Origin of the sequence: Methanolobus sp. ZRKC3, from assembly GCF_045291275.1 — an archaeon.
Taxonomy (GTDB): Archaea; Halobacteriota; Methanosarcinia; order Methanosarcinales; family Methanosarcinaceae; genus Methanolobus.
The window spans coordinates 2,428,633-2,443,191 of the sequence record NZ_CP146982.1; the positions used below are offsets into that span (position 1 = coordinate 2,428,633).

Here is a 14,559-nt window from a genome sequence, read left to right on the forward strand (position 1 = left end):
ATGATCTGGATTGTTAAAAATGCATTAAGAAATGCTAAAATTAGTAGCGGGGGATGGATTCGAACCATCGGTCTACGGGTTATGAGCCCGTCGGGATCTCCTGGCTACCCCACCCCGCTTCTTTGTATCCAGGTTGGGTAGTTCCCTGGTACATTGCGATTGAATATAAATCAGTCTGAATGTAATATTAGATAGCTGCATCTGATTATCTTTGTAATATCAGATTGGCAATATATCTGTAATTTGAGTTGTTAAATAACATTAAGAAATGCTAAAATTAGTAGCGGGGGATGGATTCGAACCATCGGTCTACGGGTTATGAGCCCGTCGGGATCTCCTGGCTACCCCACCCCGCTTCTATGTGTTTAGGTTGAGGTACTTCCCTACAACATTGCCATTGCAGATAAAGGTTGCGCAATCCGCTATGCAAAAAGATATATGTCATATTTATATAAATACACTCAAATTTGGAGAGAGTTAAATGGCCTTACCTGATAAATTCAAATGTGTTGTTACAAATTGGGATTATATCTACGATCTTTGCAGAGAAGTCGCGAATGAAGTAAAAGCTTCAGGCTACGAACCTGACATGATAATCGCGCTTGCCCGAGGTGGCTGGTTTGCAGGTCGTGTGCTCTGTGATTTTCTGGGTCTTGATGACCTTACCAGCCTTAAGGTCGAACATTATATAGGAACCGCACTCACAGGCGATGAGCCATTGATCAAATATCCACTTGCTGATAATGCTGTGGAAGGAAAGAACGTACTGATAGTCGATGACATTACAGATACCGGCAAGAGTATGGAGTATTCAAAGGAGTATGTGTCAAAGCAGAATCCTAAGGAAATTCGTACAGCAACGCTTCAGTATCTGGATTGTTCAACATTTGACCCTGATTACTGCGGAGAGCGCCTTGAGGAATGGGCATGGGTGGTCTTCCCATGGAATTTCATAGAGGACATGTCAAATCTTATTGCAACTATGATGGCTAAGGGTGATCAGGTAATGTGGGATGCTGCTGCCATAAAGCATGGTCTTTATATGTATCACTCGCTGGATTCCTTTGCTTTTGAGATCGCACAGCCTGGGAGGATCACCGAGGTCATGGAAGAGATGCATCGCAGAGAACTTGTAACGTCCGTAAAAGAAGAAGGAAAGCAGTACTGGATGCTTGTATAAGGTAAATCTGAGGAATTCTATGAACGAAAAAGCTGATATTGCAATAATTGGTGGCAGCGGAATATACGACGCGAGTATTCTGGACAATGTACGCGAGGTTGACATTGACACACCCTTTGGCAAACCCTCGGATTCCATCACCATTGGTGAATATGGTGACAGGACTGTGTGTTTCCTTCCACGTCACGGAAAAGGGCACAGAATCTCTCCCTCTGAGCTTAATTCAAGGGCAAATATATTCGCACTGAAAAAGCTAGGCGTCAAGCGTATCATCGCAGCATCTGCTGTGGGAAGTCTGAAAGAGGAACTGGCTCCCCTGGACATTGTCATTCCTGATCAGATATACGACCGCACAAAGTCAAGACCAAGCACATTCTTTGAAGATGGTATTGTCGTGCACATGGGATTTGCCGACCCATTCTGTCCCGAGGCATCAAGTTCCATAGTCGATATTGCAAAGTCCAAGGGTTACAACGTCAAGGAGGGTGGCACGTATGTCTGCATGGAAGGTCCGCAGTTCTCAACACGTGCTGAATCCCGGGTGTACAAGGCACTTGGTTTTGATATCATAGGTATGACTGCTATCCCTGAGGCAAAACTTGCAAGGGAGGCTGAGATATGCTATACCATGATAGCGACTGTGACAGATTACGATGTATGGCATGAGGAAGATGTCACCATAGAGAAAGTCATTGAGAATGCAATGAAGAACGAGGCTGCAGTGAAGGATATAATCGTGGATTGTATCGAAAAACTAAGTCTGGACAGAGGTTGCATGTGTAAGGATGCCCTTGCCGGTGCCATTACCACAGCTGCGGATATGATACCATATGAGAAGAAAAGAATGCTTGAACCTCTCATTGGCAGGCATCTTTGAAATTGATGGCCTGCCACATTTTGCAGGCTATCGCAAGTGTTTTAAAATATCATGGCTCTTATTTAAACCGGTGAACTATGCCTCATAAGTGCACAAGATGTGAATCAATCTTTATAGACGGTGCTTCTGTTATCCTGACAGGTTGTCCCAATTGCGGCTGGAACAAATTCCTTTATGTGAAAGACGAGGAGCTTGAGAATGCCCAAGAGATGGAATCAGATTCAGTTGAAGGGCCAAAAGGGCATATCATTGATGAGAGTTCACAACATTCAGAAGAGTCTGAGAATGAGTCCGCTCCTGCAGAGAAGTTCATCCGTGAGATTGATGAGCTAATAGGTGCGGATAAGGAAGAGCGCAGTGTCACCGAAGAAGATGAGGAGCGTGTGGAATCGGTCCGCATACTTGGCCCTGGTTCCTATGAACTGAATCTTGACTCCCTACTCGACCGAAAGGAAATCGTCATGGCTATAAAAGAGGATGGTACTTACGCATTGCACCTGGGTTCGGTCTTCAATAAGAATAGTGGTAAAAAGAAGAAAAAATGAATATTCTCCATGGTTCGACAATGGATAAGACTCAGAAAAAACGATTCTTTGAAGTTGACCTTTTACGTGGTATCGCCATCGTCATGATGGTCTTATTCCATATTTTCTTTGATCTGGATTATTTTGGCATAGCTCAATTTGATATGCATTCCGGCCCGATGCTTGTCATGGGCAGAAGCTCAGCCACCATGTTCATTTTTCTAGTAGGCGTTTCCCTGACCCTCAGTTATTCCCGCTCACAATTATCCTCGCCAGCAAAGCAGAATATGTTCTTTAAATTTGCAAAAAGAGGTGCAGGTGTATTCTCATGGGGTCTTCTGATAACCCTGATAACCGCCACAGTGCTGGAAGAAGGCACAGTCTATTTTGGTATACTGCACCTGATCGGAGTCTCGATTATCCTTTCCTATCCCTTCCTGAAATATCGTGCCGAGGCTCTTGTAACCGGATTCATAGTAATACTTCTGGGCATAGTCGTGACCGAGATTGTAATCGAATCCCCCTTACTTCTATGGCTCGGGATAATGCCATACGGCTTCTACACCCTTGACTACTTCCCCCTCTTCCCCTGGTTTGGGGTCGTACTTCTGGGCATCTTCACAGGCAACAGCCTCTACGTGGATTACCAGCGGCAGTTTGCCATATTCGATTTCAGTGAGAATCTGGCTGTGAGGTCTCTTGGCTATCTGGGAAGAAGGTCGCTGTTCATCTATCTGGTACACCAGCCAATCATTGTAGGGGTATTGCTTTTGTTTTCCTCTTTGAATTAAGGGTATTTTGGCAATTATTTTAGCCAAAAACACTATAGACTTTTTACAGAGCCTGTTTTCTAAAAAATGGATTTAAAATAACTTTAAGAGAAAACAAAGCGCCCTAAACAGAAATAATTTAATCGAACTGTAAAACGATATATGCATGTAAGTCCAATGATTATTGGGGTTATAAACAATGGTATACGTACTTATCAAACACACAGTCGAAGATTTCTCTAAATGGAAACCCGGATTTGACGCTCATGCTTCTGTAAGAAAAGAGAGCGGTTGCAAAGGCGGAATGCTTTTCCGCACTTCAGAAGATCCTAATGGCGTCGTAGTCATTTTCGAGTGGGATACTATCGAGAACGCACGCAAGTTCATAGAATCTCCCGAATTAAAAAAGAAAATGGAAGAAGTGGGCGTAATCAGCAAACCTGACATATTCTTCCTGGACAAGCTGGAAGACATAGCATTCTGATTGCGAGAATATTATTCTTTTATTTTTTTCTAAAACCGGGATTTTTTCAATAAAGCTTCTACTACAAAATAAGTTCTTATTAATGTCATAAACTATTTCTATTTCTTTATTCTAAATGTTAACATATGGCAAAGTGGACAGAAGATGAACAGATAATAGTCCTATACTATTATTTGATTAAGGGTGCAAAAGGTTCTAAGGAAAACAAACATGTTCAAAAAATGGCAGATGTGATCTCGACTCATTCCATTAATTCTATTGCCATGAAAATAGGAAACTATGTTCACCTTAATCCAGAAGAAGAAGGCGGATTAGTTCATACATCTGAGCTTGATAGAAAGATTTGGGACAAATATTCAGGGAATCTTGGGGAACTTGAGCTTAAGGGAAAGGAATTTCTTGTTAAAATCGGCAATCAAAAAGAAGATGAAGGTACTTTCTGTATGGATCCTACTGGATCGGAAAGTGAATCCCTTCCTGAAGGTTCAAAGACAAAGATATTTGTGAACAGATATGAAAGAAATCCAGGTGCAAGAAGGAAATGCATTGATTACTATGGTGCTAACTGCCAGATATGTGGCTTTGATTTTGGTGAGGTGTATGGAGAAATTGGGGCAGGATTCATAGAGGTTCATCACAAAATACCGATATCAGAGATTGGGGTTAACTATGAAGTAAATCCTCTAGATGATCTTGTCCCTGTTTGTTCTAATTGCCATTCAATGATTCATCGAAAAAGAAATCAAACAGTGGAAATTGAAGAAATGAAGAATATGTTAAAATTGTGATTATGTTTTTTACTCAAGAGAATTGATAGCATGAATAAATATGGGGAAGCGGCGTTAAAAGCTGTTGAATTGTTTGAATCAGGTATAAATATGGATCCTAGGGATGCCTGGGAACTAATCGCCAATGATATCTTTGCGGATAGTCCATCTTGCCGACGAAAAGGATGTCCTAAAAGTGCTTTCCTTGGGCTGTGTGAGGAAGGGTTGGTAAGAGGTATACCCAAAGGATCCTACACGAGATCTCAAAAGAATAAAGGATATGCATTGAAAGCAATTGAGTTACTAAAAGAAAACCCAAACCTTTCATCAAACCCAAATAAACTTTGGAAAATGATAATTTCTGAACCTAAAGCACATAATAGCCAGATGGATGTGGTAGTTGCTCTATGGGCAAATGGTCTAATTGAAATCTAAGGATTAATAAGCAAAAATCTATCAAATTCTATTGAATAGCAAATATCTCAGCAACACAGGAGAACTTCCATATGCTCAGAATCGCAGTAACAGGAAACCCGGGCGTAGGCAAATCAACCGTAGTAACAAAGGCTGTGGAAAAACTCAATCTGAAAGCCTGTGGCATCAGGGCTGCGGAGATTCGTGTGGACGGGATTCGTCAGGGCTTTTCCATAGAGGATATAGATACCGGCAGGAAGGGTGTACTGAGTCATGTCAAAGGCACAGGCCCGAAGCTCGGGAAGTATCATGTGAACCTTGAGGACCTTGACGGGATTGGTGCCGGGGCTCTCAGGGATGCCATTGCCTGTGACCTTGTGGTGATAGACGAGGTGGGGCCAATGGAACTTAAGTCTGAGAACTTCGTGCGGGCTGTGGAAGCGGTGCTGGATTCGGACAGGCCGGTACTTGCTGTGCTGCACAGGTCGAGCAGGCATCCGCTGGCGCAGAGGATGAGAAGGGAGTTCGAGGTACTGGTGGTTGATGAGGGTAACCGAGACGAGTTGCCGGAGAGGATAGCTGAGAGATTCCGGTGAAGTTGCTTGGATATTTTGTTCTTGTCCTTTAAATTTTAGCTCCATTATGCTTTGCTAATTGATGGCCTATTCTTCATCTCAATAGAGATCAGTGCTTTATTTGCGTAGCGTCTAAGACGCATATCTTCTTCAGATCGAGCTTGATATAGTGATTCCATTGCTCTCTCATCTCCTGCAAATCCCAAAGCTTGCGCTGCTGCTCTTCTAATTTCGATATCCTTAGTTTTATTGTCCAATATCTGAATCAGGCAATTGACGGGCTTTTCCCCTCCAATATTGCCAAGGGCGTAAACAGCTCTGATCTGTACACTTTTATCGTCATCACTCAGTAACTGTATGAGTGGTTCCACTGCTCTTTGATCGCCAATATTGCCAAGACCCTCTGCTGCATCCTTTCGAAGATTTTCACTTTCATCGTTTAATAGTAATATGAGCGGTTCCACTGCTTTTTCATTTCCTGTGCTTCCAAGGGCAAGTGCTGCACCTCTTTTTATATTCTTATCTTCGTTTTCCAATGCCAGGATGAGCGGTTCTAATGCAGTTTCTCCCATTTTTGCAAGTGATTCAGATACAATTCTTCTAAATTCCGGATTGTTGTCGTTCAACGCTTGGATAAGAGGTTCTATTGCTCTTGGATCTTTAATATTTCCAAGTGCCTGTGCTGCAGCCTTTCTAACATTATCATTCTCGTCATTCAACAACTGTATGAGGGGTTCTACCGCTCTTTCATCTCCAATATCACCAAGAGAGTCGGATGCAGCCTTTCTGGTCAGCTCATTCTCATCCCCCAGTACCTGTATTAAAGGTTCAACTGCTGGCTCTCCCATGTTAGCAAGAGCCTGTGAAGCATCCCTTCGAACTTCCCAGATATCGTCATTGAGCATTTGGATAAGTGGTTCCACTGCCTTTTCATCCCCTATATCACTAAGAGCCAGGGCGGCATGCCTTCTTATGAACGGATTTTCATCATCCAATACTTCAATAAGAGGATCCGCTGCCCTTGCATCCCCAATTTTAGCAAGAGAGTCCACCGCATCAATTTTAATGGTCTCATCATCCAGCATCTGGATAAGTGACTCTACTGCCCTTTCATCTCCAGTATCGGCGAGAGAATACGCTGCAAATCTTCGAATATTCTTATTTTCATTTTCATCCGTCATCACTTGAATAAGGGGCTCTACCGCCGTTCCTTCAATTCCGCCAAGAGCTCTTGCTGCACTTTCCCGCACATGCTCATTATCACTTTTATCATTCATTACCTGAACAAGTGGTTCTATCGCCCTCTCATCTCCAATTTTGCCAAGGGCAGTTGCTGCAATCCTTCGAATATCCTCGTTTTCATTTTTATCCTTCAACACTTGAATGAGGGGTTCTACTGCTCTCTCATCTTCGATCGTGCCAAGAATTTCTATTGCACCGGCTTTAGCGGATGGATTTCTATTTTTGTTCAGTATTACCTGAACAAGTGGTTCCACTGCCACATCGCCGGCTTTAATAAGGGCGGATGCTGCGGACATCCGAAGTTCCGGATTCTCATTTTCATCCGCTAATACCCTGATCAGAAAATCTACTGCTCTTTCATCTTCCGTCAAACCGAGAGCATATACTGCATACCTTCGAAAATCCGTGTCCTCGTTTTCATTCCTCGCTACTCGAATAAGGGGTTGAACTGCCGGCTCTCCAATTTCACCAAGGGCTTTTGTTGCGTTCATTCGAACACTGTCATTCTCATCTCCCAGAGTCTGGATTAGCTGATCAATTTCCGGATCTTCATTGGTACCGAGACAACCAGCACATAGGCCTATTATCAATGCAATGATCAAAAAAACAGATGTTAATTTAGTCACCTTTACAATCATATCGAAAGTCACTTCCAACTATATGGAAAATATTACTCAACACATTAAATATTTGACTACAATATTAAATTGAAGCTGAATGTATGTGTTGTAATGAAAAACAGAATTTGTAAAAAAGTGTAAAACTATTCATCACAATAGATCTTCAGGTCTGGGCTGATGGCTATCATACCTTTTACAGCCCCGCATGACCTGTAAATAAATGAATAATGCAGATTTTGAAATATCTGCTCGGTCACATATCCGGTATTTTCATCACTTCTGATTCTTGATGAAGGTCCCGTTATTGTACTCATCGAAGGCTATCTTCAACTCTTCCTGCGTGTTCATGACTATGGGTCCGTACCATGCGACTGGCTCTCCTATGGGCTTGCCGGTAATTAGCAGGAACCTTAACGTTTCGTCTCCGGCTGTCACAACTATTTTCTCTCCGTCATCGAACATCACAAGATTTTCTTTGCTAGTGGATGAGTCCGTTTCAAGGTCGAAGAATCCCTCACCTTCTATCACGTAAGCCAGTACTGTGCATCCTGATTCTGTGGGGTACTCGAAGGTCTGCTTTGCCGGAACCGTGATGTCCAGATACTCGGGGTTTGTGACAATGTCTCTTACAGGTCCCTTCACTCCGTTGACCTCTCCGCATATTATCTTTATCCGGATGCCATTATCCATGCTGACCTCTGGGATATCGGCACTCTTCACTTCCCTGTAGCGTGGGTCCATCATCTTGTGGGATGCAGGCAGGTTCGCCCATAGCTGGAAGCCCCAGAGATTACCGTTCTCATCTCCCTTGGGCATCTCCTGGTGGACTATCCCGCTGCCTGCGGTCATCCATTGCACGTCACCCGGGTTGATGGTGCCCTTGTTGCCCATGCTATCACCGTGTTCAACATCGCCCTCAAGCACATAGGTGATTGTCTCTATTCCCCTGTGCGGGTGCCATGGGAATCCCATGATGTATTTTTCCGGATCATCCGAGTGGAAGTCATCCAGTAGTAAAAAAGGATCAAGTTGTGGTACATGATGGAATCCGAAGGACCTTTTCAGGTGTACTCCGGCTCCCTCAATGGTCGGCATGCTCTTCAGTATCTTTCTGACTTTTCTTATCCCAGTCATGTCTTTCCCCAGTAAGACACTGGCAGCAAGCCTATTAAATTAATTGTCTTTCTCAGTCGTTGCACGCTTTCATGAACGAGTACTCGGTCATGCAGTCAAGGAATACGGGGTCCACTTCGATGAGCACTGTCTGGAACATGAGCACGTGTATCATCTCTTCCTTTGCAATGTCGAGGAGCATGGTCTTCATATCCTCGTCATCTGTAAGGGATGCCATCTGCTCATAGAAGTTAATTGCATCAAGCTCGGCGATCATTGCCAGTCTCATGATCTCCTTGTCCATGTCTTCTTTACTGACACTCTCAAGGTCAATGGGTAATTCTGATAGCAATCTTCTCACCCCCGGTTTATCTGCCCAGCTCTTCGTCTACTTCCTTTTTGCCGGCTTCCAGCTCTTCCACCTGCTCAGTGTCACGCTCCAGCAGGAGGGTTTGGAATTCACCTACGTGGGTCTTCTCTTCCTTTGCGACATCAAGAAGTACCCTTTTGACCTCCGGGTTATCCGTCAGCTCAGCCATTTGCTCGTAAAGGCTCACGGCATCAAGCTCTGCAATAATACCTGCTCTCAGGATCTCCTTGTCGATATCCTTCTTGTTCACTTTACTAAGATCAATGGGTATTTTCGATAACATATTCAAACTCCTCTGTGTATGTATATTTCCATCAGTCAGGTCCGCTTTCTGTTTAAAAGTGAAAACTCTCTGATGAACAAACTCCCATTATTCATCGTTCGCGTAATTATTTATAATTTCTGCAAAACTATACGACAGTTAGTACATTAAATAGGATTCCTGAATAACAAAAGATGCCGCAATATTTCAAAAAAAGTTTAGTCAGAATCCAGGAAATCACTAAGGGAGGTCTGTCTTTCATCTATCTTTTCAAGTTTGGTAACTCCCACCCCGAGCAACCTGAACTCTCCAGTCCCTATGAACTCTTCCATAAGCTCCAATGATACCTTTTTGATGGTCTGCATCTCAGTTGTGGCAGCAGAAACTGTCTTTGCCCTGGTATATGTCCTGAAGTCCCCGTAGCGTACCTTAATAGTTACTGTTCTGAAGCGGAATCGTTTTTTGATGAGTGGCTTGTGGACATTTTCACAAAGCTGCAAAATGTTTTTCCGGATCATGTCCGGTTCGGAGATATCCCTGTCAAAGGTGTCCTCGGTACTGATGGACTTGACCTCTTCCCGCTCCTTCACCTCACGGCGATCGACCCCATTGGCAAGCTGGTGCATCACAAGTCCGAACTTCCCGAAGCGCGCAATAAGTAACTGTACATCTGCTGTTGCAAGCTGCCCTACGGTTTCCATACCCATTTCCTTGAGTATGGGTTGTGTCTTCTTCCCTATTCCCGGTATCTTTGATATGGGGAGTGGAAACAGGAAATCTTCCACTTCTGCGGGTCTTACTACGGTTAATCCATTGGGTTTATTGAAATCCGAGGCTATCTTTGCTATCACCTTGTTGGGTGCAACTCCTATGGAGCAGGTGAGTCCGTGTTTTCTGAACACTTCATCCTTGATCTTTTCAGCCAGCAGGGTTGCGGATTCATAGTCCTCGATGCCGTCACCTATGTCCAGGTAAGCTTCATCCACGCTGACCTGCTGGAACCTGTCTGGAAAAATGCGCATTAACTGCATTATCTGTCTGGAAGTTTCCTTGTAGAGTTTCATATTCACAGGAAGGTACGCTGCGTCAGGGCAGAGCTTGTAGGCTTTCGATATGGGCATTCCGGAATGGATGCCAAATTCTCTTGCCTCGTATGAGCAGGTACTCACAACACCTCTGCCGCTTCCTTCCTTGGGGTCAGAGCCCACAACCACCGGTAAACCCTTTAATTCCGGTCTTTCCCTGGTCTCAACAGATGAGTAGAAACTGTCCATGTCCACGTGCAGTGTGATCCTGTGCCGCTTTATCTCTGTCATTTGCCTGTTTTTATACTATCAGATATTTCATTAAATAATAGTCTCTTCAATGCTTCCGGGAAATCTGCGAAAGATGCGATCATAGGTGCTTTAACGCAATCCTGAAATAACATTAATGTGCTAACTGCGTGTTCAGGTGCAATGAAATGTATATCTATATAGCAGTAATGGCTTATTTCGTGGTTCTTTTCCTGACCTTGCGCGATATTCGCATATTCAAACGTACGGGTCTTGTCTCTTATCGCAAGGGTGCAATGAAAGGAATTCTTGCATCAACAGTTGTGCTGCTGGGTGTACTCATAACAGCATCAAATCCTGAATTTGGCTTGCTTGTGGTCTTTATCGGGATCTTCATAAACAAGAAGGGCTTCGACCGGGAGAAGGTTTTCATAAATGCCGGTACCATTGACCGCCTTTTGGGAAAGACCGATATCTGATAACGGTATGTGTTTTATTCCTGCAATCCAAAAGGTATAAATGTAAGAGTCATTATTATAAGTCGATACTATTTAGCGTTTATACAATTTCATCATACTAATGGAGAATTATAATGGGAAATATTAGACATAGTAACATTAAGAGAATCTCACTTCGCTTAGTCGAGAACTACGGTAACATATTTACAACAGACTTCGATGCAAACAAGCCTCTTGTGACCAAGTACACTACTATCGAAAGTAAGACTATAAGAAACAGAGTAGCAGGCTACGTAACAAGAAAAATGACCCACAAGCCAAAAGAGTAATCTTTTGAGGGTGTGTCCCATGTTCGAAGGAGTTATACCTGCTCTTGTAACACCATTTACAAAGGGTAACATTATAGATACTGAAAGTTTCAGGGATATTGTATCTTTTGTAGAGGAAGGTGGAGTCTCAGGTGTTCTTGCCTGTGGTACTACTGGCGAGTCTGCCACTCTTTCCATTGCAGAGCACAAAGAGCTAATTGACCTTTCTGTAGATTGTGCAAAAGTACCGGTCGTTGCCGGCACAGGTTCTAATAACACAATTGAAGCAGTCGAGCTTACTAAATATGCGGCTGATGCAGGGGTGGATGGAGCTCTAGTTATATCTCCATATTATAACAAATCGAACAATGCGGGACTCCTGGCTCATTTTAAAACGATTGCAGATTCTGCAGACGTTCCTATCATACTATATAATGTACCTTCCAGAACTGGGCAGAATATTCCTCTGGAGGTCATATCCGAACTTGCGAAAGTAGATAACATCGTTGGTATCAAGGAAGCAAGTGGAAGCGTTGAACAGGTATCCTTCATACTTGAAGAGACCGCAGATGAAGATTTTGTGGTAATTTCAGGTGAGGATGGTCTGACGTTCCCGATAGTTGCTCTTGGTGGATCTGGTGTGATCTCAGTTGTTGCCAATCTGGTTCCTGAAATGATGGTGGAGATGGTTGATGCTACCAGAAATGGTGATATCATGACTGCCCGGGAACTGCATTTTAAGATGGCTTCACTCATAAAGGTCCTGTTCAGCGAAACAAACCCCATACCTGTCAAGCGTGCAGTCGAGCTCATGGGGCTTGGAAGCGGTGACATGAGACTTCCTCTTATGCCAATTAGCGAAGAGAATGAAACTGTTCTTACAGATATACTCCGTAATATGGGGTGCATAGCATGATCAATGTAGCTGTTACCGGTGCATCCGGAAAGATGGGAAAGCTGATCATTGAGAATATCCTTAGATTTGAGGGTATGCAATTATCAGCAGGTTTTGACCTTGTGAACATCGGAAGGGACGTGGGTGAAGTTGCACAGTTGGGCACTCTGAATGTGCCAATTTCTGATGTAAATGATCTGGAATCCGTACTAAAGTCATCGAACACCGATGTACTAATCGATTTTACAATTGCTCCTGCAACGGTTGCCAATGCTCCAAAGATCGCATCCAGTGGTGTTAGCCTTGTCATAGGTACCACCGGACTTACCGATGAGCAAAAGGCAGTGATCGAGAATTCAATGATCGAGAACAATGTGGCAGGTATTATCTCTCCTAATTATTCCGTAGGTGTCAATGTTTTTTTCAACATCTTAAAAGAGGCTGCAAAGTATCTTGGTGAGATGGACATTGAAATAATTGAAGCCCATCATAACCAGAAAAAGGATGCTCCAAGCGGAACTGCCTTAGGGGCAGCCAGTGTCATAAGTGACGCACTTGGTGGAAAAGAATATGTCTATGGCCGCGAAGGGCTTGCGCCAAGAGGTAAGGAGATAGGCATACACGCTGTGCGTGGCGGAGATATAGTTGGTGACCACACTGTGCTTTTTGCAGGTGATGGTGAGAGAATAGAAATAAAACATCAGGCACACTCAAGGCAGGCATTTGCCGGCGGTGCAGTAAAGGCAGCAGCATGGATCGCCGCTGCAAAACCAGGTGTTTATACGATGAAAGATATTTTAGGCCTTTAAGCCTGAAAATATCTCCATACTTTTCTAAAAGAATAATGTGGCCATACGTGGCATAGTTTCTTCTATAAATGTCCACAAGTCAAAATGGTCAGTCATGAAGGTTTGCCATGATTATTATATGTGTGGGCATATAATTTTATTCATTGTAGTAAGCTGTTCCACTGGCTGCTCTACTACCAGACCTCCAATGTCCTATTTTTTCTTTTTTCACTGGTTCTACAGCAGATGCTTTCCGATATCTTCAGAGATGATCCTTCCGCAATAAGCACAGCGAAGCTTCAGGTTCTCTCCATCAACACTGACATTGAACTTGGACGTAATTGGCTCATTGCTGTTTGAGATACAATTGGGATTGATGCACTTGACTATACCCCCGACAAACTCAGGTATATGGACCTTTTTCTTCTGGGACACATTGTAATTACGTATGATGTTTATTGTCGCATTTGGCGCTATCAGTGCGATCCTGTCTACTTCCCTTACCTTCAATTCCCTGTTCTCGATCTTGACAACATCCTTATTCCCATATTTGCCCTGGGAATTGAGCAGTACACTTACAACGCTGTGTGAAGAACTTGGTATGCCAAGTATCTTGAGCACGTTTAGCGCCTGTCCTGATGTGATATGGTCTATCACTGTGCCATTCTCGATCCGGCGAACCCTCAGTTCCTTTTTATCTTTATCGTCGCTCATTCAGTTGCCCCCAGGACCAGTGCCAGCAATGCCATGCGCACCGGTACACCGTAAAATGCCTGTTTGAAGTAACAGGCATGCGGTGTATCATCAACTTCAGGTTTTATTTCGTTCACTCTAGGCAGTGGATGCATAATCTTAAGCCCGGTTTTTACATCTTTAAGGGTGTCGGATGTTATCTTCAATTTGTTCGCAACCTTCTGGTATTCAGCCGGGTCGGGGAACCTCTCCTTCTGTATGCGCGTCATGTAGAGTACATCCATGTCATTGATCGCATCGTCTATGGAGTCGGTCTCAGTTACCTTTGCTCCTCTATTCTTAAGGTCGCTGATTATCTCTTCGGGCATGCGCAGCTCTTTGGGAGATACCAATGTGATGTCTGCTCCGTAAAGGGACAAGGCATAACAGAGTGAGTGGACGGTACGCCCGTATTTCAGATCGCCTGCAAGTGCGATCTTCAGTCCTTCAAGATGGCTTTCCCGCTTTATTGTGTAAAGGTCAAGCAATGTCTGGGTAGGGTGATGCCCTGCACCATCGCCTGCATTCAATACAGGTATGCTTGAAAATTCAGCTGCCAAGTGTGCTGCCCCCTCTTTAGGGTGTCTGAGCACCATTGCATCGGCATAGCCGTCAATGACTCGAATGGTATCGGCAAGTGTTTCCCCTTTTGCTATGGAACTTGCGTCAACAGATCCCAAGTTCAGTATATCTCCGCCAAGCCTTAACATCGCAGTTTCAAAAGACATACGTGTTCTTGTGCTCGGTTCAAAGAAGAGGACTGCAAGTATCTTCCCCTTGAGGAGATCCGAGCTTTCCTTGCCAAGAGCGATCGGTTCCATTTTTTCAGCAGTTTCAAGGATATGGTCGATCATATCCCTGGAAAAAGATGTCATTGAAATGATATGATGGTCCATGAATTTCATC

The 14,559-nt window shown here is 43.7% G+C and carries 20 protein-coding genes and 2 tRNA genes; 12 read left to right on the forward strand and 10 right to left on the reverse strand.

Going from position 1 to position 14,559, the window contains the following annotated elements:
• Positions 1-44: 44 nt before the first annotated feature.
• Positions 45-119: transfer RNA gene (locus V7O66_RS12330), tRNA-Met, on the reverse strand.
• Between the two features lie 162 nt (positions 120-281).
• Positions 282-356, reverse strand: a tRNA-Met gene (locus V7O66_RS12335).
• A gap of 125 nt (positions 357-481) precedes the next feature.
• Between V7O66_RS12335 and V7O66_RS12340 the strand changes: the two genes are divergently transcribed.
• The 8 genes from V7O66_RS12340 (at position 482) to V7O66_RS12375 (ending at position 5,612) form a co-directional block, all read left to right on the forward strand.
• The gene (locus V7O66_RS12340) at positions 482-1,180 is read left to right on the forward strand and encodes a phosphoribosyltransferase (protein ID WP_406660606.1); all 699 of its coding nucleotides are present in this window, start codon (positions 482-484) and stop codon (positions 1,178-1,180) included.
• A gap of 19 nt (positions 1,181-1,199) precedes the next feature.
• Complete coding sequence (gene mtnP / locus V7O66_RS12345) at positions 1,200-2,057, forward strand: S-methyl-5'-thioadenosine phosphorylase (RefSeq protein ID WP_406660607.1); 858 nt, start codon at positions 1,200-1,202, stop codon at positions 2,055-2,057.
• A 77-nt stretch (positions 2,058-2,134) separates the two neighbouring features.
• The gene (locus V7O66_RS12350; protein WP_406660608.1) at positions 2,135-2,602 is read left to right on the forward strand and encodes a Zn-ribbon domain-containing protein; all 468 of its coding nucleotides are present in this window, start codon (positions 2,135-2,137) and stop codon (positions 2,600-2,602) included.
• A gap of 20 nt (positions 2,603-2,622) precedes the next feature.
• A complete protein-coding gene (locus V7O66_RS12355; protein WP_406660609.1) occupies positions 2,623-3,372 on the forward strand; it encodes a heparan-alpha-glucosaminide N-acetyltransferase in 750 nt (249 codons plus the stop codon).
• A 178-nt stretch (positions 3,373-3,550) separates the two neighbouring features.
• A complete protein-coding gene (locus tag V7O66_RS12360; protein ID WP_406660610.1) occupies positions 3,551-3,835 on the forward strand; it encodes a putative quinol monooxygenase in 285 nt (94 codons plus the stop codon).
• A 125-nt stretch (positions 3,836-3,960) separates the two neighbouring features.
• Positions 3,961-4,623 carry an HNH endonuclease gene (locus V7O66_RS12365; protein WP_406660611.1) on the forward strand — a complete coding sequence of 221 codons (663 nt, stop codon included), beginning with the start codon at positions 3,961-3,963 and terminating at the stop codon, positions 4,621-4,623.
• A 30-nt stretch (positions 4,624-4,653) separates the two neighbouring features.
• Positions 4,654-5,037 (forward strand): DUF6979 family protein, encoded by a 384-nt coding sequence (locus tag V7O66_RS12370; RefSeq protein ID WP_406660612.1) that lies wholly within the window; start codon positions 4,654-4,656, stop codon positions 5,035-5,037.
• Between the two features lie 71 nt (positions 5,038-5,108).
• Positions 5,109-5,612, forward strand: coding sequence for an NTPase (locus tag V7O66_RS12375; RefSeq protein WP_406660613.1), 504 nt, complete (start codon positions 5,109-5,111; stop codon positions 5,610-5,612).
• A gap of 44 nt (positions 5,613-5,656) precedes the next feature.
• Here the strand turns inward: V7O66_RS12375 and V7O66_RS12380 are convergent, their stop codons facing one another.
• From V7O66_RS12380 to dinB, 6 genes are all read right to left on the reverse strand, one after another.
• Entirely contained in the window at positions 5,657-7,483 is a 1,827-nt protein-coding gene (locus V7O66_RS12380) for a HEAT repeat domain-containing protein (protein WP_406662657.1), read from the reverse strand.
• A 113-nt stretch (positions 7,484-7,596) separates the two neighbouring features.
• On the reverse strand, positions 7,597-7,767 hold the full coding sequence (locus V7O66_RS12385; RefSeq protein ID WP_406660614.1) for a hypothetical protein: 171 nt from the start codon (positions 7,765-7,767) through the stop codon (positions 7,597-7,599).
• Positions 7,727-8,587 (reverse strand): pirin family protein, encoded by an 861-nt coding sequence (locus V7O66_RS12390; protein ID WP_406660615.1) that lies wholly within the window; start codon positions 8,585-8,587, stop codon positions 7,727-7,729. The genes V7O66_RS12385 and V7O66_RS12390 overlap by 41 nt, the downstream gene beginning before the upstream one ends.
• A gap of 52 nt (positions 8,588-8,639) precedes the next feature.
• Positions 8,640-8,927: a rubrerythrin gene (locus tag V7O66_RS12395; protein ID WP_406660616.1), complete on the reverse strand. Its 288-nt coding sequence runs from the start codon at positions 8,925-8,927 to the stop codon at positions 8,640-8,642.
• 7 nt (positions 8,928-8,934) lie between these two features.
• The gene (locus V7O66_RS12400; protein WP_406660617.1) at positions 8,935-9,219 is read right to left on the reverse strand and encodes a ferritin family protein; all 285 of its coding nucleotides are present in this window, start codon (positions 9,217-9,219) and stop codon (positions 8,935-8,937) included.
• 197 nt (positions 9,220-9,416) lie between these two features.
• Positions 9,417-10,514, reverse strand: a complete 1,098-nt coding sequence (gene dinB, locus V7O66_RS12405) for a DNA polymerase IV (RefSeq protein ID WP_406660618.1) — start codon at positions 10,512-10,514, stop codon at positions 9,417-9,419.
• Between the two features lie 146 nt (positions 10,515-10,660).
• On the opposite strand from dinB, the gene V7O66_RS12410 reads away from it, so the two are divergent.
• From V7O66_RS12410 to dapB, 4 genes are all read left to right on the forward strand, one after another.
• On the forward strand, positions 10,661-10,951 hold the full coding sequence (locus tag V7O66_RS12410; RefSeq protein WP_406660619.1) for a hypothetical protein: 291 nt from the start codon (positions 10,661-10,663) through the stop codon (positions 10,949-10,951).
• 113 nt (positions 10,952-11,064) lie between these two features.
• A complete protein-coding gene (locus tag V7O66_RS12415; protein WP_406660620.1) occupies positions 11,065-11,259 on the forward strand; it encodes a 30S ribosomal protein S17e in 195 nt (64 codons plus the stop codon).
• Positions 11,260-11,278: 19 nt separating this feature from the next.
• The gene (gene dapA, locus V7O66_RS12420) at positions 11,279-12,154 is read left to right on the forward strand and encodes a 4-hydroxy-tetrahydrodipicolinate synthase (protein ID WP_406660621.1); all 876 of its coding nucleotides are present in this window, start codon (positions 11,279-11,281) and stop codon (positions 12,152-12,154) included.
• Positions 12,151-12,942, forward strand: a complete 792-nt coding sequence (dapB, locus tag V7O66_RS12425; protein ID WP_406660622.1) for a 4-hydroxy-tetrahydrodipicolinate reductase — start codon at positions 12,151-12,153, stop codon at positions 12,940-12,942. The genes dapA and dapB overlap by 4 nt, the downstream gene beginning before the upstream one ends.
• Positions 12,943-13,158: 216 nt before the next feature.
• Here dapB and pyrI read toward each other — a convergent pair whose 3' ends face one another.
• Both pyrI and pyrB read right to left on the reverse strand, forming a co-directional pair.
• Complete coding sequence (gene pyrI / locus V7O66_RS12430; RefSeq protein WP_406660623.1) at positions 13,159-13,635, reverse strand: aspartate carbamoyltransferase regulatory subunit; 477 nt, start codon at positions 13,633-13,635, stop codon at positions 13,159-13,161.
• Positions 13,632-14,558: an aspartate carbamoyltransferase gene (pyrB, locus tag V7O66_RS12435; RefSeq protein ID WP_406660624.1), complete on the reverse strand. Its 927-nt coding sequence runs from the start codon at positions 14,556-14,558 to the stop codon at positions 13,632-13,634. The genes pyrI and pyrB overlap by 4 nt, the downstream gene beginning before the upstream one ends.
• Position 14,559: the final 1 nt, after the last annotated feature.

What these genes read in the sequence shown, in the direction of transcription:
- V7O66_RS12340 (WP_406660606.1), top strand. Translation starts at nt 482, where the DNA reads ATGGCCTTACCTGATAAATTCAAATGTGTTGTTACAAATTGGGATTAT.
- mtnP (WP_406660607.1), top strand. Translation starts at nt 1,200, where the DNA reads ATGAACGAAAAAGCTGATATTGCAATAATTGGTGGCAGCGGAATATAC.
- V7O66_RS12350 (WP_406660608.1), top strand. Translation starts at nt 2,135, where the DNA reads ATGCCTCATAAGTGCACAAGATGTGAATCAATCTTTATAGACGGTGCT.
- V7O66_RS12355 (WP_406660609.1), top strand. Translation starts at nt 2,623, where the DNA reads ATGGATAAGACTCAGAAAAAACGATTCTTTGAAGTTGACCTTTTACGT.
- V7O66_RS12360 (WP_406660610.1), top strand. Translation starts at nt 3,551, where the DNA reads ATGGTATACGTACTTATCAAACACACAGTCGAAGATTTCTCTAAATGG.
- V7O66_RS12365 (WP_406660611.1), top strand. Translation starts at nt 3,961, where the DNA reads ATGGCAAAGTGGACAGAAGATGAACAGATAATAGTCCTATACTATTAT.
- V7O66_RS12370 (WP_406660612.1), top strand. Translation starts at nt 4,654, where the DNA reads ATGAATAAATATGGGGAAGCGGCGTTAAAAGCTGTTGAATTGTTTGAA.
- V7O66_RS12375 (WP_406660613.1), top strand. Translation starts at nt 5,109, where the DNA reads ATGCTCAGAATCGCAGTAACAGGAAACCCGGGCGTAGGCAAATCAACC.
- V7O66_RS12385 (WP_406660614.1), bottom strand. Translation starts at nt 7,767, where the DNA reads ATGAGTACAATAACGGGACCTTCATCAAGAATCAGAAGTGATGAAAAT.
- V7O66_RS12390 (WP_406660615.1), bottom strand. Translation starts at nt 8,587, where the DNA reads ATGACTGGGATAAGAAAAGTCAGAAAGATACTGAAGAGCATGCCGACC.
- V7O66_RS12400 (WP_406660617.1), bottom strand. Translation starts at nt 9,219, where the DNA reads ATGTTATCGAAAATACCCATTGATCTTAGTAAAGTGAACAAGAAGGAT.
- dinB (WP_406660618.1), bottom strand. Translation starts at nt 10,514, where the DNA reads ATGACAGAGATAAAGCGGCACAGGATCACACTGCACGTGGACATGGAC.
- V7O66_RS12410 (WP_406660619.1), top strand. Translation starts at nt 10,661, where the DNA reads ATGTATATCTATATAGCAGTAATGGCTTATTTCGTGGTTCTTTTCCTG.
- V7O66_RS12415 (WP_406660620.1), top strand. Translation starts at nt 11,065, where the DNA reads ATGGGAAATATTAGACATAGTAACATTAAGAGAATCTCACTTCGCTTA.
- dapA (WP_406660621.1), top strand. Translation starts at nt 11,279, where the DNA reads ATGTTCGAAGGAGTTATACCTGCTCTTGTAACACCATTTACAAAGGGT.
- dapB (WP_406660622.1), top strand. Translation starts at nt 12,151, where the DNA reads ATGATCAATGTAGCTGTTACCGGTGCATCCGGAAAGATGGGAAAGCTG.
- pyrI (WP_406660623.1), bottom strand. Translation starts at nt 13,635, where the DNA reads ATGAGCGACGATAAAGATAAAAAGGAACTGAGGGTTCGCCGGATCGAG.
- pyrB (WP_406660624.1), bottom strand. Translation starts at nt 14,558, where the DNA reads ATGAAATTCATGGACCATCATATCATTTCAATGACATCTTTTTCCAGG.